General features: G+C 67.9%; 21 protein-coding genes. 6 read left to right on the top strand and 15 right to left on the bottom strand.

Annotated elements, in window-relative coordinates:
* Positions 1–77: 77 nt before the first annotated feature.
* Entirely contained in the window at positions 78–791 is a 714-nt protein-coding gene (bioD, locus tag ABGA98_RS44320; protein WP_347624502.1) for a dethiobiotin synthase, read from the bottom strand.
* A 150-nt stretch (positions 792–941) separates the two neighbouring features.
* Positions 942–1661, bottom strand: coding sequence for a GntR family transcriptional regulator (locus tag ABGA98_RS44315; protein ID WP_347624501.1), 720 nt, complete (start codon positions 1659–1661; stop codon positions 942–944).
* A 507-nt stretch (positions 1662–2168) separates the two neighbouring features.
* Here ABGA98_RS44315 and ABGA98_RS44310 point away from each other — a divergent pair.
* The gene (locus ABGA98_RS44310; protein WP_347624500.1) at positions 2169–3638 is read left to right on the top strand and encodes a histidine kinase N-terminal domain-containing protein; all 1470 of its coding nucleotides are present in this window, start codon (positions 2169–2171) and stop codon (positions 3636–3638) included.
* A gap of 75 nt (positions 3639–3713) precedes the next feature.
* Here ABGA98_RS44310 and ABGA98_RS44305 read toward each other — a convergent pair whose 3' ends face one another.
* Positions 3714–3968, bottom strand: coding sequence for a WhiB family transcriptional regulator (locus ABGA98_RS44305; RefSeq protein ID WP_347624499.1), 255 nt, complete (start codon positions 3966–3968; stop codon positions 3714–3716).
* A 275-nt stretch (positions 3969–4243) separates the two neighbouring features.
* On the bottom strand, positions 4244–5203 hold the full coding sequence (locus ABGA98_RS44300) for a diacylglycerol kinase family protein (protein ID WP_347624498.1): 960 nt from the start codon (positions 5201–5203) through the stop codon (positions 4244–4246).
* A gap of 89 nt (positions 5204–5292) precedes the next feature.
* Between ABGA98_RS44300 and ABGA98_RS44295 the strand changes: the two genes are divergently transcribed.
* Positions 5293–5676: a hypothetical protein gene (locus ABGA98_RS44295; protein WP_347624497.1), complete on the top strand. Its 384-nt coding sequence runs from the start codon at positions 5293–5295 to the stop codon at positions 5674–5676.
* On the opposite strand, the gene ABGA98_RS44290 is transcribed toward ABGA98_RS44295, so the two are convergent.
* The 3 genes from ABGA98_RS44290 to sodN all read right to left on the bottom strand — a co-directional run bounded on the left by ABGA98_RS44290 (position 5673) and on the right by sodN (position 7491).
* A complete protein-coding gene (locus ABGA98_RS44290; RefSeq protein ID WP_171055307.1) occupies positions 5673–6452 on the bottom strand; it encodes an RNA polymerase sigma factor SigF in 780 nt (259 codons plus the stop codon). The genes ABGA98_RS44295 and ABGA98_RS44290 overlap by 4 nt on opposite strands.
* A 17-nt stretch (positions 6453–6469) precedes the next feature.
* Positions 6470–6916: an anti-sigma factor gene (locus tag ABGA98_RS44285; protein ID WP_347624496.1), complete on the bottom strand. Its 447-nt coding sequence runs from the start codon at positions 6914–6916 to the stop codon at positions 6470–6472.
* 173 nt (positions 6917–7089) lie between these two features.
* Positions 7090–7491 (bottom strand): superoxide dismutase, Ni, encoded by a 402-nt coding sequence (gene sodN, locus ABGA98_RS44280; RefSeq protein ID WP_132331356.1) that lies wholly within the window; start codon positions 7489–7491, stop codon positions 7090–7092.
* On the opposite strand from sodN, the gene ABGA98_RS44275 reads away from it, so the two are divergent.
* Positions 7455–7889, top strand: a complete 435-nt coding sequence (locus tag ABGA98_RS44275) for a S24 family peptidase (protein ID WP_347624495.1) — start codon at positions 7455–7457, stop codon at positions 7887–7889. The two genes, sodN and ABGA98_RS44275, sit on opposite strands and share 37 nt — an antisense overlap.
* Before the next feature lies 1 nt (position 7890).
* Here ABGA98_RS44275 and ABGA98_RS44270 read toward each other — a convergent pair whose 3' ends face one another.
* The 4 genes from ABGA98_RS44270 to ABGA98_RS44255 form a co-directional block, all read right to left on the bottom strand.
* Positions 7891–8316: a CGNR zinc finger domain-containing protein gene (locus ABGA98_RS44270; RefSeq protein ID WP_347624494.1), complete on the bottom strand. Its 426-nt coding sequence runs from the start codon at positions 8314–8316 to the stop codon at positions 7891–7893.
* A gap of 67 nt (positions 8317–8383) precedes the next feature.
* Positions 8384–9127, bottom strand: a complete 744-nt coding sequence (locus ABGA98_RS44265; RefSeq protein WP_347624493.1) for an amino acid ABC transporter ATP-binding protein — start codon at positions 9125–9127, stop codon at positions 8384–8386.
* Positions 9124–9951, bottom strand: a complete 828-nt coding sequence (locus ABGA98_RS44260) for an amino acid ABC transporter permease (protein ID WP_347624492.1) — start codon at positions 9949–9951, stop codon at positions 9124–9126. The genes ABGA98_RS44265 and ABGA98_RS44260 overlap by 4 nt, the downstream gene beginning before the upstream one ends.
* Positions 9952–9954: 3 nt before the next feature.
* Positions 9955–10809 (bottom strand): ABC transporter substrate-binding protein, encoded by an 855-nt coding sequence (locus tag ABGA98_RS44255; RefSeq protein ID WP_347624491.1) that lies wholly within the window; start codon positions 10807–10809, stop codon positions 9955–9957.
* 274 nt (positions 10810–11083) lie between these two features.
* On the opposite strand from ABGA98_RS44255, the gene ABGA98_RS44250 reads away from it, so the two are divergent.
* Both ABGA98_RS44250 and ABGA98_RS44245 read left to right on the top strand, forming a co-directional pair.
* The gene (locus ABGA98_RS44250) at positions 11084–12277 is read left to right on the top strand and encodes an NADP-dependent malic enzyme (protein ID WP_347624490.1); all 1194 of its coding nucleotides are present in this window, start codon (positions 11084–11086) and stop codon (positions 12275–12277) included.
* 237 nt (positions 12278–12514) lie between these two features.
* The gene (locus ABGA98_RS44245; RefSeq protein WP_347624489.1) at positions 12515–13867 is read left to right on the top strand and encodes a hypothetical protein; all 1353 of its coding nucleotides are present in this window, start codon (positions 12515–12517) and stop codon (positions 13865–13867) included.
* Between the two features lie 85 nt (positions 13868–13952).
* On the opposite strand, the gene ABGA98_RS44240 is transcribed toward ABGA98_RS44245, so the two are convergent.
* The 4 genes from ABGA98_RS44240 to ABGA98_RS44225 all read right to left on the bottom strand — a co-directional run bounded on the left by ABGA98_RS44240 (position 13953) and on the right by ABGA98_RS44225 (position 20164).
* Positions 13953–15452, bottom strand: a complete 1500-nt coding sequence (locus ABGA98_RS44240; RefSeq protein WP_347624488.1) for a hypothetical protein — start codon at positions 15450–15452, stop codon at positions 13953–13955.
* A 174-nt stretch (positions 15453–15626) separates the two neighbouring features.
* Positions 15627–17189, bottom strand: coding sequence for a hypothetical protein (locus ABGA98_RS44235; RefSeq protein ID WP_347624487.1), 1563 nt, complete (start codon positions 17187–17189; stop codon positions 15627–15629).
* Between the two features lie 434 nt (positions 17190–17623).
* Positions 17624–19183 (bottom strand): hypothetical protein, encoded by a 1560-nt coding sequence (locus ABGA98_RS44230; RefSeq protein WP_347624486.1) that lies wholly within the window; start codon positions 19181–19183, stop codon positions 17624–17626.
* Positions 19184–19729: 546 nt separating this feature from the next.
* Entirely contained in the window at positions 19730–20164 is a 435-nt protein-coding gene (locus ABGA98_RS44225; protein ID WP_347624485.1) for a transposase, read from the bottom strand.
* 480 nt (positions 20165–20644) lie between these two features.
* Here ABGA98_RS44225 and ABGA98_RS44220 point away from each other — a divergent pair.
* Positions 20645–21210, top strand: a 566-nt coding sequence (locus ABGA98_RS44220) for a transposase (RefSeq protein ID WP_347624484.1), incomplete at its 3' end; no start/stop codon positions are given.

The raw sequence follows: 21210 nt of genomic DNA, 5'->3' as shown, positions 1-21210 counted from the left end.
GACCGGCGGGGGAGCCGCGAAATAGGCCTGGTGTGCTGGTGCGTGGTGGGGTTAGCCCCACCATCGGGAGACCCGTGTCAGAGGACCTGCCGCCGGAAGGCCGCGGGGTCGAACGTGCCGCCCAGCGTGGCGCCCAGCCCTTTCCGCGCCACCTCGGCGAACGCCTGCCTGTCCAGGTCGCCCGCGCCGTCGGGCAGCGCCCCGGCCAGCGGCCGCGCGGCCAGCATCTCGAGGTCGGCCACGCCGCTGCGCGCGGCCGTCCCCGGCCGCCGCGGCCACCGGCCGATGACCAGGCCGGCCAGGTCGAGCCCGCGATGGGCCAGCGCCTCCAGGGTGAGCGCGGTGTGGTTGACCGCGGCGCCTCCGGCCCCGGCCACGACGAGCACCTGAGCGTTGAGGGCGCGCGCGAGGTCGGCGACGGTGGCGCCGTCCTCGTCGAAGCGCTCCAGCAGCCCTCCGGTGCCCTCCACGATCACCAGCCGGTTGCTCTCAGCCAGTTCCCGCACCAGCTCGGCGGCCCCGGCCAGCGACACGGGCGGCATGCCCGCCGCCCTCGCCGCGGCGGCGGGGGACAGCGGGTCGGTGAACCGGCGCAGCTCGAAGGTGGTGGCCACCCCGGACAGCCGGATCACGTGGTCGACGTCGCCCGGCTCACCGGGGGCCACGCCGGTCTGGGCGGGCTTGACCACGGCGGTCGCCGCCCCGCGCGCCAGCGACAACACGGCCACGGCCGCCGTCACCACGGTCTTGCCCACCCCGGCGCCGGTGCCGGTGACGACGAGAATGCTCATGGACGCCAGCCTAGAAGTCAGCGAAGAACACGGCCCGCGGCGCGCTCGTCACGGCGAGTGCCCCGTGAGCCCTCACGACCGGCGCTCGACGGAGGCGAGCCGGCGTCGGCGGGTCCGGGCAGGGTGGCCTGCCGTAACGCATGAGGTTCTTCAGGGACGGCGCAGGCGCGTGACGAACTTGTACCGGTCGCCGCGATAGAGCGACTGGGCCCACTCGACGGGGTTGCCGTCGGCGTCGAAGGCGTGGCGCGTGAGCAGCAACATCGGCAGGCCGACGTCGACGCCCAGGGCCTTGGCGTCGTAGGGGGTGGCCAGCACGGTCTCGATGATCTCCTCGGCGTCGGTGAGCCGCACGTTGTAGGCGTTGTGCAGCGTCTCGTACAGCGACGCGTGCACCTCCAGCTCGCGCCGCAGCCGGGGGAAGCGGCGGGCGGACAGGTGGGTCGTGTCGATGGAGACCGGCTCACCGTTGGCCAGCCTGAGGCGGTGGATGCGCAGCACGCGCCCGCCGGGGTTGATGGCCAGGCGCCGGGCCAGGGCCTCGTCGGCGGTGATGTAGCCGATCTCCAGGATCTTGGTGTCCGGCTCCAGACCGGCCGTGCGCAGGTCGCCGATGTAGGAGGTGAGCTGGAGCACCTGGGCCACCTTCGGCTGGGCCACGAACGTGCCCTTGCCCTGGATGCGCAGCAGCCTGCCCTCCACCACCAGCTCGGTCAGCGCCTGCCGGACCGTGGTGCGGGAGGTCTCGAAGCGTACGGCGAGCGTGCGCTCGGGCGGCAGGGCGGTGCCGGGCGAGAGGCTCTTGGTGAGCTCGAGCAGGCTCCGTTTCACGTCGTAGTACTTCGGAACGCGGGGGCTGTCGTCAGTCACGCTCTCACCTTCACTTCTGCCACGGCGGTGAGGGCGTGTCTGGTCACCGCGAGATCATCGGAACTCACTTCGGCCCGAGCGGTCAACCGCGGGCCGGAGCCGCCGACCGGCGCCGAGCGCGTACGACAGCTGGCACGCACGGATCCGGGCTGCTCAGGTTGATGGTGAAGGATATCCACAGCGATGTGCGCGATCGCAACCGAGGCCGGTCCGCGAGCCGTGTCGCGGAGGAACCACCCGCCCGTGCGGATCACCTCCGGCTGGTGGCGCGCAGCCCTTTTCCTGCAGCTGAGCGGTGGCGGCTGTGTGATGCTTCTCACCATATGAGATTTCACGAAACGGTCATCAGGGGGCACAGCGTCGGCACTGTACGAGAATGGCGCAGTACGCCCATACTCGTACGGAGTTGTGCCCGAGTAAGGGCTATGCGATTAAACGCCCACCTCAGCGGCCCGCCGCCAGGTGGCCGGTTTGGCTGTTGCGGGGGAAAGCACGCATGATGCACTCGTGCCGACACTGAGCGACCTCGTAGCCCGCCACACAGCGCTGGACGAGGCGGATCTCGACTGGCTGCACTCGCTGGTCTCCGACTGGCAGTTGCTGGCCGACCTGTCCTTCGCCGACCTCATCCTGTGGGCGCCGCTGCTGGGGGAGAACGGCTGGATCGCGATCGCCCAGATGCGGCCGACGACGGGCCCGACCGTCTACCACGACGACATCGTCGGCACCGTGGCGGCCAAGGGCGAGCGCTACCTCATCGACACCGCCTGGAACGAACGCCGCATCTGCCGCGAGGGAGATCCCGACTGGTCCACCGGCGTGCCCGTCAGGGAGGAGACGATCCCCGTGCGGCGCGCCGTCGAGGGCGGTGAGGCCCGCTTCCTCGCGGTGATCCAGCGCTCCACCAACCTGTCCTCGGCCCGCACGCCCTCCCGGCTGGAGCTGACCTACCTCCAGAGCGCCTCCGACCTGGCGCAGATGGTGGCGGAGGGCCGGTTCCCGTTCTCCGGCGACGAGCCGATCCTGGTCCGCTCGCCCCGCGTGGGCGACGGCCTGCTCCGGCTCGACCGGGCGGGGCGCGTCACGTACGCCTCGCCCAACGCCCTGTCCGCCTACCGGCGGCTGGGCCTGCACGCCGACCTGGTGGGGGCGGAGCTGGGGCGGGTCACCGCGCAGTTGTGCTATTCCGACGAGCCCATCAACGAAGACCTCATGATCGTGGCCAGCGGGCGGGCGGCGAAGGGCACCGAGGTCGAGTCCGGCGGCACGATCGTGCAGCTCAGAGCCATCCCGCTGATCGTGGGCGGCGGCCGCATCGGCGCGCTGGTGCTCATCAGGGACGTCACGGAGCTGCGCCGGCGCGAGCGCGAGCTGATGACCAAGGACGCCACGATCCGCGAGATCCACCACCGGGTGAAGAACAACCTGCAGACCGTCGCCGCCCTGCTCCGGCTGCAGGCCAGGCGGCTGCAGGTGCCGGAGGGCAGGGAGGCGCTCGAGGAGGCGGTACGCAGGGTCGGGTCGATCGCGATCGTGCACGAGACGCTCTCTCATGCGCCGGAGGAGTTCGTCGACTTCGATGAGATCGCCGACCGGGTGATCGCGATGGCGGGTGAGGTGTCGGCGGCGGAGGTGGCCGTGACACCGCGGCGCGTCGGAGGTTTCGGCGTCCTGCCGTCGCTCATCGCCACGCCGCTGGCCATGGCGCTGACCGAGCTGTTGCAGAACGCGTTGCAACATGGGAGGCCCAAGCGGCTGGAGGTGGTGGTGGAGCCGGGGCACGACCGGCTCAACCTCACGGTCTGGGACGACGGGGGCGGGCTGCCCAGCGATTTCGACCTCGACAGCTCCACCAGCCTGGGGCTTCAGATCGTACGCACGCTGGTGGTGGGGGAGCTGTCGGGCCGGCTGTCGATCCAGCCGCGGCTGGAAGGCGGCACGGAGGTGGTGATGTCGATCCCGCTCCCGCCGGCCTGACCCGGGCGAATCCGCGTCCGAGCCGCCGGCGGGCACATCCTGTGCGGACGCACCGGAGCAGGGGGTGTGATCGGGTCAGGCGGAGAGCCGGGCGCGGGCGCGGGCGGAGCGGCGCTTGAGGGCGCGGCGCTCGTCCTCGCTCAGTCCGCCCCAGACGCCGGCGTCCTGTCCGGACTCCAGCGCCCACTTCAGGCAGGCCTCGACGGCCGGGCAGGACCGGCAGACCTGCTTGGCCTCCTCGATCTGCAGGAGGGCGGGGCCGGTGTTGCCGATCGGGAAGAACAGCTCGGGGTCCACGTCACGGCAGGCAGCTCGGTGGCGCCAGTCCATGCGTCACTCCTTAGTAGATGGAGCCTCTAGGTCGGCTCCGTGCGGCTACTACTTTGTGAAGAGTTTCACTAACTCGCGCGAGCGATCACCCGGGATCCTGTTGAGGACCGGGTTCGCCCGCTTGACGCCTGGAGGACCTCGGGGTGGTGAAAGGTCCTACGTTCCGACGTCAGTGTTGAGCCTTTCAGTCACTTTCAGTGCACGCAAGAGGGTTGACGCGAAGTTTTGGCTGTTATGGATGTCGGATGCGTCACACAATGACCGAATGTAACCAGCTAGACCAGAACCTGTAACGCGTTCGGCGTGGACCGGAACGTCACGGTTTCGCGTTCGCCCAGGTAGTCGCCGTCCAGCTCGAAGGCCACCGGACGGCCCGCGGTGAGCGTGAACTCGGGCTCGTCGTGCAGCTGCACGAGGTGCCGGCCCGACGGAAGGACGTCACTCTCCGTGAGAATCTGCCGGATCACCGGCGCGAGTGCCATCGGACTCATGCGCCGCAGCCCGAGCAGATCGAGCCCGGTCTCGAAGGAGGCCCACGGGGTGGGCGTCACGGGCCGCGTGCCGACGTACGTCCACGGCGAGGTGTTGGAGATGATCGCCATGAACACCCCCTCGGCGGCAGGGATGCCGGGGCCGGTCAGCGTCATCGCCGGATGCCGCTTGTCCGTGGCCAGATAGTGCCTCAGAGCCGTGTTCACATACCGCGTGGGGGTAGCCTTTCTGCCGGCGCCTCTCAGGCCCTCCACGGCCCGTACAACCTCCGCGTCATATCCCATGCCCGAGCAGAAGGTGAAGTAGCGGCTCTGCCCCTCCCAGAGGGCCTGCCCCAGCCCCACGGTCCTGCGGCGCCCCTCCCTGAGCGCCTCCAGCACCGCGCCCGTCGACTCGACCGGATCGTTCGGCAGCCCCAGGGCGCGGGCGAAGACGTTCGCGCTGCCGCCGGGGATGACGATCAGGCCGGGGCGGCCGGCGCTGGGGTCGTCCCCCGCGGGCTCGCCGTCCACCGGGTTCAGCAGGCCGTTGACGGTCTCGTTGATCGTGCCGTCGCCTCCGAGCACCGCCACCAGGTCGTAGCCCTTGGCCCGCGCCGTGGACGCCAGCGAAGCCGCGTGGCCGCGGTAGCGGGTCTCCTCGACGGCGAGGTCGACGGCCGCGCCGAGCGCGCGGATCAGCACGTCACGCGTGCGAGCGTTGGTGGTGGTGGCCTTGGGGTTGACCAGCAGCATGGCGCGCATATCGCCAGCGTAGCCGGTCAAGCCCGTCCGCTTTGTGGGCCTAACGTCCTATTTCTCGGACCGTACGGCCCGGGCGGTAGGGTACTGGCGTGAACGGTCGCCCGCTTACCCTTCTCATCGCCGCCGCCGTCGTCGCCCTGGAAGGGCTCGTCGCGCTTGGGCTCGGCGTGCTCGTCGCGGTGCAGACGCTGACGGGAGCGCCGGTCAACGTGACGACGGCCCTGGCGGAGTCGGGGTTCGCGCTGCTGGTGGCCGCCGGGCTGCTCTGGGTGGCCTGGGGCGGTCTGTTCAGGATGGAGCGGTGGGGGAGGTCACCGGCCGTGCTGACGCAGATCTTCATGCTGGTCATCGCCGTCACGCTCATCCGGTCGGGCCAGCCGCAGCTCGGCATCCCGCTGATCGTGGTCGCCGTGACAGGGCTCGTGACCCTGCTGGCGCCCCCCACCACCCATGCTCTCTATGGAGACGCTTAGTCGTCGGCGGTCAGGCCCTCGCGCAGCTGGGCCAGCGTGCGGGCGAGCAGGCGCGAGACGTGCATCTGCGAGATGCCCAGCTCGGTGGCGATCTGCGACTGCGTCATGTTGCCGAAGAAGCGCAGCAGCAGGATACGTTTTTCCCGCGGAGGCAGCCGCTCCAGCAGTGGTTTGAGCGACTCGCGATATTCGACGCCCTCAAGCGACTCGTCGACGATGCCGAGGGAGTCGGACACCGCGGGAGCGTCGTCGTCGCCGGAGTCGGGGGCGTCGAGCGACACGGTCGAGTAGGCGTTGGCCGACTCGAGGCCCTCGAGCACCTCCTCCTCGGTCATCTTCAGGTAGGAGGCCAGCTCGGACACCGTCGGCGCCCGGCCCTCGCGCTGCGACAGATCGCTGATGGCCTTGGTGAGCGAGAGTTTCAGCTCCTGCAGGCGGCGCGGCACGCGCACCGCCCAGCCCTTGTCGCGGAAGTGCCGCTTGATCTCGCCGACGATGGTGGGCGTCGCGTAGGTGGAGAACTCGACGCCCCGGTTGAGGTCGAACCGGTCGATCGACTTGATCAGGCCGATGGTGGCGACCTGGGTGAGGTCGTCGAGCCACTCGCCCCTGTTGCGGAAGCGGCGCGCCAGGTATTCCACCAGAGGAAGGTGGAGCTCGACCAGCTCGTCCCTGATGCGCTGGCGGCGCGGCTCCTCAGGACCCAGCTCGGCCAGCTCGGCGAAGAGCCTGCGGGCACGGACCCTGTCGGGCACGGCGTGTTCGCTGGTGGCCATGGCTCCAGTCCTTTCCGTCACGCCGGCCCCGCCGTTCTCTGGGCCGCGCCTCGGCGCTTACGCAGGACGATCGCCATGCGATCGGGGAAGCCCTGGGAGGGTGCCACGGCGTCCACGTCGTCGGCCAGGGCCGTCAGCACCATCCAGGCGAAGTCGTCGCGCTTGGGAGCGGAGCTCCCGACGGTCGTCACCTCGACCCTGACCTGCATCTCCTGGCCGGTCAGCTCGAACTCGGCGGTCAGGTCGGTGCCGGGCACCGCCTCGCTCAGCAGCATGGCGCACGCCTCGTCGACCGCGATCCGCAGATCCTCGATCTCGTCCAGCGTGAAGTCGAGCCGCGCCGCGAGCCCGGCGGTGGCCGTGCGCAGCACGGACAGGTAGGCACTGGCGGCGGGGAGCCTGATGCTCACCACGTCGCGGATGCCGGCCACGCCCTCCGCGCGGGTCTCGGTTTCCTCGGTCACGTTCCTCCTCGCGTACGTGGGAACCGCCGCCTGGCGGGCCGCTGACCGCGCCCCACCGTATCCGACGCCAACTGCAACTTACCGCCCCCGAGCGGTGCTTGGACGCTTCAGACTCGCCATCAATGGAAAAGGCTCCGCGCGGCGGCTGACCGCGCAGAGCCTTAGGCGCCGTTTTAGGCGGCCTTGGTCTCCCAGAAGATCTTGGAGATCTCGTCGATCTTGCCCAGCAGATCCTCGGCCTTGCCGACGTCGACCGTGCCCTTGGCGCCGGCGGCGCCCGCGAGCTTTGTCGCGTCCCAGAACAGCTGGTGAAGCTGAGGATACTGCTCGAGGTGCGGCGGCTTGAAGTAGTCGGTCCAGAGCACCCAGAGGTGGTGCTTGACCAGCTCCGCGCGCTCCTCCTTGATGGTCACCGCGCGGGCCCGGAAGACCGGGTCCTCGTTGGCCGCGTACTTCTCCATGATCGCCTTGACCGACTCGGCCTCGATGCGGGCCTGGGCGGGGTCGTAGACCCCGCAGGGCAGGTCGCAGTGTGCGGATGCGACATGCTTGGGTCGTAGCAGTCGTGCGAGCATCGGAAAGTCCTTCCTTGATGCTGAATCAGCTTGGTCCACAACCGACCTTACTCGGGTCCCAGTGCCCGTGGAGTAGGGGGTCGCAGCCCATGAGAGTGCGTGTCGAAGGCGATTCGATGCGTCCGGCGCTGGCGCCGGGAGACTGGCTTCTCGTCCGGCGCGGCGCGACCGTGCGCCCAGGGGACCTCGTGGTGGCCAGGCTCCCCGGCGACCCCGAACGCCTCATCGTGAAACGGGCGCAGTGGCACGGGGCGGACGGCTGGTGGCTGGAGAGCGACAACCAGCGGGCCAGTGGCCGGCGCGACAGCTGGGACTTCGGCCCCGTTCGCGACATCGTCGGCCGGGTGGTGCTGCGCTACTGGCCGCCGGGGCGCCGGGCACGCTCGCCGGTGCGGTGAGTCAGGAGGCGTTCTTGCGGCGGGCGCGGAAGGCGGCCACGTTCGCGCGGCTGGCGCAGCGGGCCGAGCAGTAGCGGCGCGAGCGGTTGGACGAGGTGTCGAGGAACGCCTTGCCGCAGCGCGGGTCGAGGCACCGGCCGAGCCGGTCGACGCCCAGCTCGGCCACGACCGCGGCCAGGCCCATCACGGCGCAGGCGGCGTAGTCGTCGGCCAGGTGGAGATGCCAGGGCCGGCCGTCGTGGTCGGAGAGCTGAGGGCGTACGGGATAGCGCACGAGCAGGGTGTTGAGCAGCGCGACCACCCGCCGGTCGTCGCCGGCCGCGTCGAACACGGCGGCCAGCTCGTCGCGCAGGCGGGCGAGGTCGGGCGGCGGGGCGGGATCGTCGGCCAGCCGGACAGCCCACTCGGCGTAAGAGGTCAGGTCCATCCTGGTTCATTACACCATGGCCGCCGGGGCGGCGGGGCGGCTCGGTGAGACGCCCCGCCGGTCGCGGCTATCCCTCGGGGTGCAGCACCCGGTGCAGGAACGCCTGGGTGCGCTCGTGCCGCGGGTCGCCGATGACCTGCGACGGAGGGCCGTCCTCGACGACCACGCCGCCGTCCATGAACACCACCCGGTCGGCCACCTCGCGGGCGAAGCCCATCTCGTGGGTGACCACGAGCATGGTCATCCCCTCCTCGGCCAGCTTGCGCATGACGGTCAGCACGTCGCCGACCAGTTCGGGGTCGAGCGCCGAGGTCGGCTCGTCGAACAACATCAGGCTGGGGTCCATGGCCAGCGCCCGCGCGATGGCCACCCGCTGCTGCTGCCCGCCCGAGAGCTGGCCGGGCAGCGAGTCGCACTTCTCGCCGACGCCGACCTTGGCGAGGTTCTCCCTGGCGGTGACCTCGGCCTCGCGCTTGCCGCGCTTCAGCACCCGCTGCTGGGCGATCATCACGTTCTGCAGCGCGGTCATGTGGGGGAAGAGGTTGAACTGCTGGAAGACCATGCCGATGCGGCGGCGTACGGCGTCGATGTCGACGTCAGGGTCGGTGACCTCGGTGCCCTCCACGAACACCTTGCCCTTGGTGGGCTGCTCCAGCAGGTTGACGCAGCGCAGCAGGGTGGATTTGCCCGATCCCGAAGGGCCGATCACGCAGACCACCTGCCCGGGCTCGACCGTCATGTCGATGCCCTTGAGCACTTCGTTCTTGCCGAAGTATTTGTGCAGGTTCCTGAGCTCGATGGCGTGCGTCATCGGTTCCTCCCCTTACGTCCCTCCAGCCGGGACGCGAGGTATCCCAGCGGGATCGTGACGATCAGGTACGTCACGCCCGCCACCATGATGGGCGTGGCGTTGGCGTACTGGGAGGCCAGGTCGTTGCCGAACTTGGCCAGCTCGACATATTCGCCGGAGACGCCCAGGAACAACACCAGCGACGAGTCCTTGAGCAGGGAGACGAACTGGTTGGTCGTCGGCGGGATGACCATGCGCACGGCCTGGGGGATCACCACCGTGACCTGTGCCCTGGTCGCCGACATGCCCAGCGACCTGGCGGCCTCGGTCTGCCCCTTGGGCACGGCCTGCAGCCCGGCACGGAACACCTCCGCCTGGTAGGCGGCGCCGACCAGGCCGAGCCCCAGGATGCCCTGGCCGTAGGTGCCGAACGGCACCTCGAACCCGGGCAGCGCCAGCGGCAGGAAGGTGATCATCAGGAAGATCAGCAGCGCGGGCAGGCCGCGGAAGATCTCGATGTAGAGGATCGCGATCCATCGGTAGGGCTTGACCTGGGAGAGCCGCATGAGCGCGAGCACCAGGCCGAGCACGAACGCGAAGAGGAACCCTCCGACGGCGTAGATGATCGTGTTGCGCAGCGCGATGGTGAAGAGGTCGGGCAGCGCCTGCTCGGCCACCTGAACCTTGGCGAAGTTCTCGGCGAGGCTGCCCCAGTCGGCGTACAGCGCCACGGCGACGAGCGCCACGACCAGGATGGCGTACTGGACGCCGCGGCTGATCTGCTGTTTCTTCCGGGGGCTGAGCCTGGCGCGGACAGGCTCAGCCGTCGTCGGCTGGTCGGCCATGGATCAGCTCAGCTCGCCCGGCTTCTTGTCGAACCACTTCACGAAGATCTTCTCGTACGTGCCGTCCTGCTTGGCCTTGGCGATCTCTTCGTTGATCGTCTTGAGGAGCACCGGGTCGGCGTCCTTCTTCAGGCCGATGCCGTACTGCTCGCCGGTGTCGAGGCTGGCGATCATCTCGAACTTGGCCGCGATCTCGGGCTTCTTCAGCCAGGTGAGCACGACGGGCAGGTCCTGGACGATCACGTCGGCCTGGCCGGCCTGCAGGGCGAGCAGTTCCTTGGACGAGTCGGCGTACTCGGTCGGGTTGTGGCCGTTCTTCTTGACGTAGTCGAGGCCGGTGGTGCTGGCCTGCGCGCCCAGCTTGAGCCCCTTGGCCTTGACGTCCTCCAGCGACGTGGCGCCCGTGCCCTTCTTGGCCAGCAGCGCCTGCGTGGCGTCGAAGTACGGGTCGGAGAAGGTGATGTTCTGCTGGCGCTCCGGGGTGATGGTCATGCCGGCGGCGGCCACGTCGCACTTCTTGGCGGCCATGGCGGCGCCGCTCTTGATCACCGCGAAGTCGATGTCCACGATGTTCTGGGTCACGCCGAGCTTCTTCGCGGCGAGGTCGACGATGTCCACGTCGAACCCGACGATCTTGCCGGTGTCGTCCTTGAACTGGAAGGGTTCGTACGGGATGTTGGTGCAGACGGTGAGTTTGCCCGGCTGGACGAGTTGGGCGCCACCGGCCGCGGAGGCGCTGGCGCTCGTGGTGCCGGAGCTCGAGCCGGATTCGCTGCCGCACGCTGTCAGTGCGAGAGCGGCGGTCAGGGCGAGCGCGCCGGCGGCGTAGCCACGGCGGCCTTTGAGGCTGAGGGCCATGAACGGCCTCCTAGGAGTGAAAAGCCACGAAACTTGCGTTTTGTGCAGTTTAAATGGGGTTTTGTGCAGGTACGTCATCTGTGATTTAACGATGCGTCAACGGAACGGCGTCGGCGCCGACACCATCTCACCATGTGGCAAGATGGGCACACGGGTCACCCCCGTACACCCCTCCGAGACGACCGACGAGGGGATCCTGGCAGCTACCGAGGCCAGCCCGCTCGCGCTCGTCCGCCGAAGGTCTCTTCCGCTACCGATCAACACAGGGGTCGTTGTGGCTGCCACGCCCGCATCTTCTTCTTCTCTTGACACGCTCGACGCCGATCCTGCTTTCGCGCTGCATCGCGGGGGCAAGCTCGAGGTCCGTTCCACCGTTCCCGTCCGTGACGCCGATGACCTGTCGCTGGCCTACACGCCCGGCGTCGCCCGGGTCTGCACCGCGATCGCCGAGAATCCCGCGCTGGCCGGCGACTACACCTGGGTCCCCAACGTGGTCGCCGTCGTCTCCGACGGCACCGCCGTGCTCGGCCTGGGCGACATCGGCCCTTCGGCCGCCATGCCGGTCATGGAGGGCAAGGCCCTGCTGTTCAAGGAGTTCGCCGGCGTCGACGCCGTGCCGATCTGCCTCGACTGCACCGACGTCGACGCGCTCGTCGAGACCGTCGTGCGGCTCGCGCCCTCGTTCGGCGGCATCAACCTGGAGGACATCAGCGCCCCGCGCTGCTTCGAGGTCGAAGACCGGCTGCGCGACCTGCTCGACATCCCCGTCTTCCACGACGACCAGCACGGCACCGCCATCGTGGTGCTCGCCGCGCTCCAGAACGCCGCCCGCCTGACCGGCCGCGCGCTCGGCGACCTGCGCGCCGTGGTGGCCGGCGCGGGCGCCTCCGGCGTCGCGGTCACCAAGATCCTCCTGGAGGCGGGTGTCGGCGACATCGCCGTCGCCGACTCCAAGGGCATGATCTACGAGGGCCGGGAGGGCCTCAACCCGGTCAAGGAGGCGCTCGCCCGCCAGACCAACCGGGCCGGGCACACCGGGTCGACGGAGGACGCCCTCGCGGGCGCCGACGTGTTCATCGGGCTGTCGGGGTCGACGGTGCCGGAGCAGGCCATCGCGTCCATGGCTCCCGAGGCCGTCGTGTTCGCGCTGTCCAACCCGACGCCCGAGGTCGAGCCCGACGTGGCCGCCAAACACGTCGCCGTCGTCGCCACCGGGCGCTCCGACCACCCCAACCAGATCAACAACGTGCTGGCCTTCCCCGGCGTCTTCCGCGGCGCCCTCGACGTGCGCGCCACGACCATCACGGAGAACATGAAGGTGGCCGCGGCCACCGCGCTCGCGACCGTCGTCAGTGACGACCTGTCGGCGACGTACGTCATCCCGAGCCCGTTCGACGACCGGGTCGCGCCCGCCGTGACGGCCGCCGTGGCCGCCCAGGCCCGCGCCGACGGCGTCGCCCGCGCCTGACCTGCGGCAACTCTTGAGAGCGGGGGCCCGACGGCCCCCGCTCTCTTGTTGCTGCGGCCATCTCCCGCGACGGCGGGTGGTGGCGATCCTCTCCAGGAGGAGGGGGTCACCGCCGGGCCGGGTGCGGGACGGAGTCTGGTCGAGGTCAGCGAACTGCCATATTCTTTTTACGCTAGGTGCTATAACTGTAGCTCTCTGTAAAGATTGTGGGCGCCGGCTCCTGCAACGAGGAGAGCGATGGAACGCGAGCCTAACCGTCTGCTGCAGCAACTCATCGCGGAGGCGGGGTTCTCCCATAAGGGACTGGCCAGACGTCTCAACGATCTGGGAGCCGCACGCGGGACACCAGGCCTCAAGTACGACCACAGTTCCGTGCTGCGCTGGATCAGCGGCCAGAAGCCGCGCGATCCCGTGCCGAGTCTGCTCAGCGAGATCTTCGCGCTACGGCTGGGCAGACGGGTCACCTCCGACGACCTGGGCATGCCGGCCATCTCCCCCCTCGATCTCGGACAGGAGTTCACGCACACCTGGCAGGAGGGGGTCGCGACCGTGACGGCGCTATGGCGTGCCGATGTAGAGCGACGAAGGTTCCTGATCGACTCGACATTCGCGATCGGAGCCGGCTCCGTAGGAGCCATACGCTGGCTGACGTCCCCCACCGAGGGACGCCCGAGCGGCATGGGAGCGCGGCGGGTGGGCCGCGCGGACATCGTCGCCATCCGCGAGGTCACCCGATCGTTCGGTGAGCTCGACAACCGCTTCGGCAGCGGCCGCGTCCGCTCGTCCGTGGTGAGATACCTCGACAACGCCGTCTCGCCGCTGCTCAAGGACGGCTCCTACGACGAGGCCACCGGCAGGCAGCTGGCCTCCGCGGCCGCCGAGCTGACCCGGCTGGCCGGGTGGATGGCCTACGACATGGAGCAGCACGGCCTCGCCCAGCGCTACCTCATCCAGGCCCTGCGCCTGGCCAGGGGCGCCGACGACCAGACCCTGGGCGGCGAGATCCTGGCCGGCATGGCCCACCAGGCCATCTACATGGGCCAGCCGGCGCACGCACTCGACCTGGCCCGGGCCGCCCAGATGGCGGCCCGCAACGCCGGCGTCAAGACCCTGCTGGCCTCCTCGCAGGTCCTGGAGGCCCACGCTCACGCCGGCATGGGCGACACCCGCTCCTGCTCCGCCTCGCTCAACGAGGCGGAGCGCGCCTTCGACGCCCGCAGGCCCGCCGACGAGCCCCCGTGGCTGAGCTACTTCGACGAGGCCTACCTGTCGGCCAAGTTCGCCCACTGCTTTCGCGACCTGGGGGAGGGCGAGCAGGTCGTCCGCCACGCGCACCGCTCGCTCGACATGGACTCCCGCTACGTGCGGGGGCGGATGTTCAACCTGTCGCTGCTGGCCGCCGGCCTGCTGCAGTCGGGCGAGCTGGAGGAGGCCTGCCAGGTCGCGTCGGATGCGCTGGCGTTGTCGGGCGAGCTGCAGTCGGCCAGGTCCCGCTCCTACGCCGACGACCTCCGGCGGCGCCTGAAGCCCTACCGCAACGAGCGGCCCGTGCGGGCGCTGCGCGAGCGCGAGCTGTCCACCGCCGTCTGAACCCGCCGTTGTCACGGCGCTCGCTCCGAACACGGAACGGCCCGGACCGCCCTCACGGGCGATCCGGGCCGTCGCGCTGTGTCTCTTACTTGAGAAGCTCGCCGTTCGGGCCGACGATCTTCTTGGTGGTCGCGAAGTTGGCCTTGTTGTACACGTCGGCCGTCTCACTGTCGAAGACGGCCGAGCTGATGTAGTCGATCCGGCCGTTCTTGTCGGTGTCGTGGAACATGCTCGTCACGCCGTTGACGTAGCCCACGCGCTTGGCGTTGCTGTACTTCATGAGCCACGGGCCGCCGTCGGCGCCGGGGGTCATCGAGCACTTGAGCACCTGGTGCGTGTCGACCCTGAACATGTTGACCTGATACTTCTTGGTGCCGGTCTTGCCGTAGCAGTGCTTCGGCGTCACACCCGTGAAGGGCTTGTCGCCGTCGGGGTGCGGGGCGGAGGGGTAGCCGAAGGCCATGACCGTCTGGTTCAGCGGCTGGTTCCAGGCGAAGCCCTGACCGCCGACGGTGTCGCCGAGCCGGCCCATGTCCCTGGCGACGCCGATCATGTACTGCGCCTCGTAGTACTTACGGGACGTGCCGGGCTTGACCCACTTCTGCACGTAGTAGTGGGTGATCTTGTAGTTGCCGAGGACGTCGGGGCCCTTGCCCTTGTCGCCGGGGCCGTTGTAGGCGTCCCACTTGGGCTGCGTGACATGCTCGACGACGGGCTCACCGAACTTGAAGCCCTGGCCCTTGCCGACCCTGGCGGCCTTGTACTTGGCCGCGCTGACCTCGACCTTCTCGAGGACGGCACCGGGGTAGTCGGGGCCGACCAGGTCAGCCGGCGTATTCTTGCCCTCGGACCAGCAGTCGCCGAGGTTCAGCACGCACTTGACGTACTCCTCGCGGCTGATCTCGCGCGGCTTCACCCACTTGTCGCCGGCCCAGGCCTTGAACTCCTTGGCGCTGACGCGCTTGTCCGGGCCGAGGCCGAAGCCGTTGTGCACGGCGACGAAGGCGTAGTCGCCGTCGTAGTCGTCGTAGGTGTCGAGGTCGTACGCGGTGAAGGCGTACGCGCCGACGTAGACGCCCCAGGGGGCCTTGCCCTGGTAGTAACCCGGGACGAAGATCCACTTGTCGTAGACGTCGTCCTTGCCGTTCTCGAACACGCAGTGCCCGGCGGTGGCGACCAGGTTGCGGTTCCTGGACTGGATGGACGTGGCCGTGCACCAGCGGTAGCGGCCGGCCTTGTCGAGGAAGAAGACCTTGCCGACGGTCTTGGGCAGGTTGACGTTCGACACCTTGGCCGAGCTCTTGGTGGTGCCGGTCGGGGCGGTGCTCCCGGGCTTGCCGTCGGACGAGCTGCTGCCGCCGCCCGAGCTCACCAGCTTCGGCGGGCTCTTGGTGTCCAGGTTGTACTGGGTGGCCTTCTTCAGCGCGGCTCCGTTGGAGTCGAGCCAGAAGAAGGCGGCGCCGTACGCGTCGGCGGGCTTGGGCTGGAGGTCGTCGGACGCCCAGTGCGGCTGGGCGCTGGCGGGCGCGGCAAGGGTCACGGCGCTCAGGCCGGCGGCGGCTAGGGGGATGAGCAGGCGCTTCACGGGAGGCTCCACAGTTGTCAAAACGGGCGTAAGAACCCTATCGACCCTTGAGTCACTCTTGTAAGGGGAATCACGGTTTTTACGCTGAAAAAGGGCAGAGGGCCCGGCTGGATGCCGAGCCCTCTGGTCATGCTGGTGAACGAAGACGAGTCCTCGTTCGGGGTCCGCAGCGAACTACGGGATGAGCTTGCCGGACCACGCGGCCGCAGCGGCCTTGTAGACCGTGTTGGCCTCGCCGTCGAAGTACGCCGAGGTGATGGTGTCGTAGCGCTTGTTGTCGTCGCTGTCGACGATCAGGCTGGTGACACCGTTCACGTAGCCGAGGCGCTTCGCGTTGCTGTACTTGGACAGCCACGGGCCACCGGCGTAGCCACCGGTGACGGCGCACTTCAGCGCCACCTGCTCCTCGACCCGGTACTGGGCGATCTTGTAGCTGTTCTTGCTGGTCTTGCCGTAGCACCACTTCGGCGTAACGCCCGTGTAGGCCTTGTTGCCGTCGGGGTGCGCGCCCTGCGGGTAACCGAACGTCCGGACCGTCTGGCCGGGCGCCTGGTTCCACGCGAAGCCCTGGCCACCAACGTTGTCGCCCAGCTTGCCGACGCTCTTCACCTCGTGAACGATGATGAAGAAGTCGGTGCGGAAGAACTTCTTGTCAGAGCCGGGCTTGAACCACGCCTGCACGTAGTAGTGCGTGATCGTGGAGTTGCCCCGACGGTCCAGCTTGACGGTACCGGGGTACTCCTCGGTCGGCGCCGGGAACGGCTTGCCAACCTCCCAGTTCGGGTCCTGCTTCTTGAGGTACGCGATGGCCTGGGGGTAGGTCACGTTCTCGACGATGGGCTCGCCGAACTTGCGATTGTTGCCCTTGCCGACGCGGGCGGCCTTGTACACGGCCTCGGTGACCTCAACCTTGGACACCTCGGCGCCGGGGTAGTCCGGACCGGTGGCCTCGGACGGGCTGCCCGGCTGCCGCCAGTAGTAGTCGGCGGTCTTCGGGTCGAGCTTGCCCTTGCGGAACTCTTCCCTGCTGACCTCGACGTCCTTGGCGTCCTTCTCGCCCTTGTAGGCGTCGAACTCGGCCTTGGTGACCTGCTTCGGCTTGTTCAGCGTGCCGCCGATGCCGTCGTAGACGGTGACGAACGCGTAGTCGCGGTCGAAGTCCTCGTACACGTCGAAGTCGTAGTGGGTGAAGGCCTGCTTACCCACGTAGACGCCCCAAGGAGCCTTGCCCTGGTAGTAACCGGGGACGAAGACCCAGCGAGACACGGTCTCCTGGTTGGCCTTGATGTCGTACACGCAGTGACCGGCCGTGGCGACCAGGTTGCGGTACTTCGACTGGATCGAGGTGCCCGAGCACCAGTACAGCTTGCCGTCGCGACCCTCGAAGAACACCTTACCGATGGACTTCGGGAAGTTGACGTTCTGGGTCTTGGAGGAGGACTTGCTCTCCTCGCCGATCGGCTTGGTTTCACCGGGCTTGGTGTCCGCGGAATAACCGCCGCTGCTCTGGATCTTCTTGACCTCGAGGGAGTCGGGGCTGAACGCCACGGCACCCTTGAGGGCAGCGTTGTTGGACTTGGTCCAGAACTCGAGCGTCTCGGCCGCCTTCTGGGCGTTCGCCGCCAGAGCGTCGCTGGCGACGGTCTGGTCGGCGGCCTGAGCGGTGCCGGCCAGGCCGGCAGCCAGAAGACCGGTGGCCAGAACCACGCCACCAGCCGGGATGAGGATGCGCTTCACAATGACTCCTTGCGCTGTCGTGGAACGCCTCTTGCGTCCCATGCGTCAGTAAAGGGATAGCCAGGAACATACAGTGTCGATCTTGGTGACCGGTAGCTGCTTTGGTAGGAAAAGCTGCGACAAGTCGGGCGTGATCGTTTCGTGATGTTTAACTGGCTGAACCGCAGGAGCTGAGCGAAGCTCACCTTGTCGTCGTTTGCCCTGATCAACATAAGTGCGTTGTCAGTGTGACCAGCGAGGCGCGAGGGCCACGCGGATCGAGGCCGACGAACCTATGTGATGCAGATCACAACGCATGCATGGCACCATCTGGCGGCCCCATGCGTCCAAACGCCTTCACTTCTGGGCCGGAAAACGCGAAGGGGCCCGGCAGATGCCGAGCCCCTTGCTGGTAACGCCTGACGAACGGTTTAGGGCCGGTCGCTATGGGTTACTTAGACGACCTTGCCGGACCACGAGGCCGCAGCGGCCTTGTAGACGGTGTTGGTCTCGCCGTCGAAGTACGGCGACGAGATGTAGTCAACGCGGCCGTTGCCGTCCTGGTCGTTGAAGGTGCTCACGACACCGTTCACGTAGCCGAGACGCTTGGCGTTGCTGTACTTGTACAGCCACGGGCCACCGTCGGCGCCCTCGGTCATGGCGCACTTGAGGGCGACGTGCTCCTCGATCTTCTTGGCCTTCGAACCGACCAGCTTCTTCGTGGTCTTGCCGTAGCACCACTTCGGCGTAATGCCGGTGTAGTTCTTGTTGCCGTCGGGGTGAGGAGCGGCCGGGTAGCCGAACACGCGGACGGCCTTGCCGGTGGGCTGGTTCCACGCGAAGCCCTGACCGCCGACGTTGTCACCGAGACGACCCGCGTCCTTGGCGAAGTCCTCGATGATGTAGAAGACGGTCTTGTAGTACTTCGCGTCGGAACCGGGCTTGAACCACGCCTGCACGTAGTAGTGCGTGATCGTGGAGTTGCCGCGCCGGTCCAGCTTGACGGTACCGGGGTTCGCCTTGGTCGGGGCCGGGAACGGCTTGCCAACCTCCCAGTTCGGGTCCTGCTTCTTGAGGTAGGCGATGGCCTGGGGGTAGGTCACGTTCTCGACGATGGGCTCGCCGAATTTGCGACCGTTGCCCTTGCCGACGCGAGCGGCCTTGTACTGGGCCTGGGTGACCTCAACCTTGGACACCTCGGCACCGGGGTAGTCCGGACCCGTGGCCTCGGACGGGCTGCCCTTCTTCCGCCAGTAGTAGTCGGCGGTCTTCGGGTCGAGCTTGCCCTTGCGGAACTCTTCCCTGCTGACCTCGACGTCCTTGGCATCCTTGATGCCCTCGTACTTGTCCCACTCTTCCTTGGACACGTTCTTGGACTTGCTCGCGTCCAGCTTGACACCGTTGTACACGGTGACGAACGCGTAGTCGCGGTCGTAGTCCTCGTACACGTCGAAGTCGTAGTGGGTGAAGGCGGTCTTGCCGACGTAGATGCCCCACGGGGACTTGCCCTGGTAGTAACCCGGGACGAAGACCCACTTGTCCATGGTGGCGGAGTTCGTCGCGGTGTCGTACACGCAGTGACCGGCCGTGGCGACCAGGTTGCGGTACTTCGACTGGATCGAAGTGGCGGAGCACCACTTCTTCTCGCCCTTGCTGTTGACGAAGAACACCTTACCGATGGTCTTCGGGAAGTTGACGTTCTGCGTCTTCGACGAGGACTTCTTCTCCTGGCCGATCGGAGCGGTCGAACCCGGCTTGGTGTCCGAGCTGTAGCCGCCCTTGCTCTGCAGCTTGGCGACGTCGGACTTGGTCCAGACGTCGGACTGCTTGGCGGCCTTAAGGGCAGCGCCGTTGTTCTCCGCCCAGAAGTTCGCGATGGCCTTCGCGTTGGCCGCGCTGGTCGCCATGTTGTCCTTGGCGACGTCGCTGTCGGCCTGAGCCGTACCGGCGAGGCCGGCGGCCAGAAGACCGGTGGCGAGAACGGCACCACCGGCGGGGATGAGAATGCGCTTCAAGGGAACTGCTCCTTGCTCTGTCGTGGGTCGCAACCTGCGTCCCATGCGTCAGTAAAGGGATAGCAAGGAACATAGCGTGGTGATCTCCGCAGGTGGAACCCGGTTTGGAACATCCGGAAGGCACCCCTACCGCCGTTACCAGGCTGTTACCAATCAGAGATCTTCGCGTATGGTGACCGAGAGGTTACGTCTTTGCAGGGTATGGGCGACATGTTGCTGCTGGAACGAAAGTTCCGTTAGCGCCCTGACACATAACGTAGCCAGCAAAACGTGACTTAGATCACAGGAACCGAATCGGAGCCTGCCCCGTCTAAGATGCTCGCCTCCGTTCAGGCGATTTTCAGGTTCCGACCCAATACATCCTCATTGGCCCTGTTTGTCGGGATTTCGTTGCCCGCGCAACGAGGCGGGTTCCCCTCGGGCGGCGACTCGGGACGGCGGGACCGCTGCACGGCCGCCGCCCCCCTTCCTGTGGAAGGCCGGCCGTCCCAGGCCCCGAAGAACGTTCCCCTATAGAGAGGTGAGGCCTGACCCGCCGTACGCGACCTACATGGTCCTCTGGCCGACGACCTCCGCCAGGTGGGCGCGGAGCCGCGCCAGCACCGGGTCGCTCGGGGTCGCTTTCTTGCGCCGAGGTGCCGGCGGCGGGACGGCGCGCAGCTTGGGGCGACGGCTCGAGGCATTGCTGGGCGTTCGGGCGCTCGTGCCCTGAACGACTTCGATCGCGGACAACAACTGTTGCCAGGTCCCGTCCGCCGCCCACCGCCGGTGACGCTTATATATAGCGACCCAGCATCCGAACCGCTGTGGCAGATCTCGCCAGTGCTCCCCGGTGCGGGCCTGATAGAGCATCCCGTTGATCGCCGCCCGATGGCCGGTCCGCGGGCGCCCGCGTCTGTCATCAAGGGGTAGGAGCTCTTCCGGGGGCAGCAGCGGCGCCAGTCGTTCCCATTCGGCGTTCGTCAGATCACCACGACGCATACGCTCATCGTGACAAGGCAAACACGCTCTGTCAGTGGAACCAAGGAAGATCTTCCTAATGCCCCCTGGTCAACCGCTGGCGTCCGGGTTCAGAGCAGGCGCTTGGCTACATCCTTGGCCTGAAGGACGCACATGGGTCGAGAATGCCGATGTTCCGCCGTGCCCGGCGGGCCGAGGGCGTAGTGAGCGCCCGCCACGGCGCGTGAGCCCTCGCAGCAACGATCGGTGACCACGTCGGCTATCCACGAAGGCGAGGCTTGTTCTATCGGACTGCTGTCTCCTGGCGTCATCGGGAAGGAGTCTGTCGCGCCTTTGGGGGAGCACTTCTGGGTTGTCCTCGGCTATTCAGCCGGAATTTCGCCTTGATGATCCATAAGTAAAGAAGGTGCCTCCGACCTGCGATGATCTGACTGTCTAGATCACTCACATCGCGAGAACGGACGCACCTTCCGGGTGAACGGTACGGCATGGGACCACCGCTTGTCTGTATGGGGGGACGGCAAGGGGCTCATCGGGCACGCGGGAGCGGTCCTCCTACGTAAATGCGCTGACCGGACGGGGTTAACCGGAGCACTCGGCGGGGTGTTCGCCCGGCTGGGCGGCTCGCCGGTGTGGGACCGGGGCGTGGTGCTGGTGCAGCTCGCGATGGCGATCACGCTCGGGGCGACGAGCATGCGGCAGATCGCCCTGCTGGCCCACCACGAGCCGCTGTTCGGCGCGCCGCCGTCGGACTCGACCGTCCGGCGGGCGCTGGAACCCATCGGCGCTGATGGGCTGCTACGCAAAAGGCTCGCCCGAGCACGGGCACGGGTCCGGCGGCACGTGTGGGAGCTGATCGCCGCCACCGAGACCGGTTTCCCCTGGCTGGTCGTGGCCGGCAAGGTGCTCACCGGGTGGATCGTCATCGACGTGGACGCCTCGCTCATCACCGCCCACTCCGACAAACAGGGCGCCTCGGCCACCTTCAAGAAGGGGTACGGCTTCCATCCGCTGGCTGCTTGGTGCGCCAACACCCAGGAATGCCTGGCGATGCTGCTGCGGACCGG

The organism is Nonomuraea sp. B1E8 (assembly GCF_039871515.1).
Taxonomy (GTDB): Bacteria; Actinomycetota; Actinomycetes; order Streptosporangiales; family Streptosporangiaceae; genus Nonomuraea.
The sequence above is the reverse complement of the archived record's forward strand: the minus strand, read 5'-3'. Positions and strand labels throughout refer to the sequence as shown.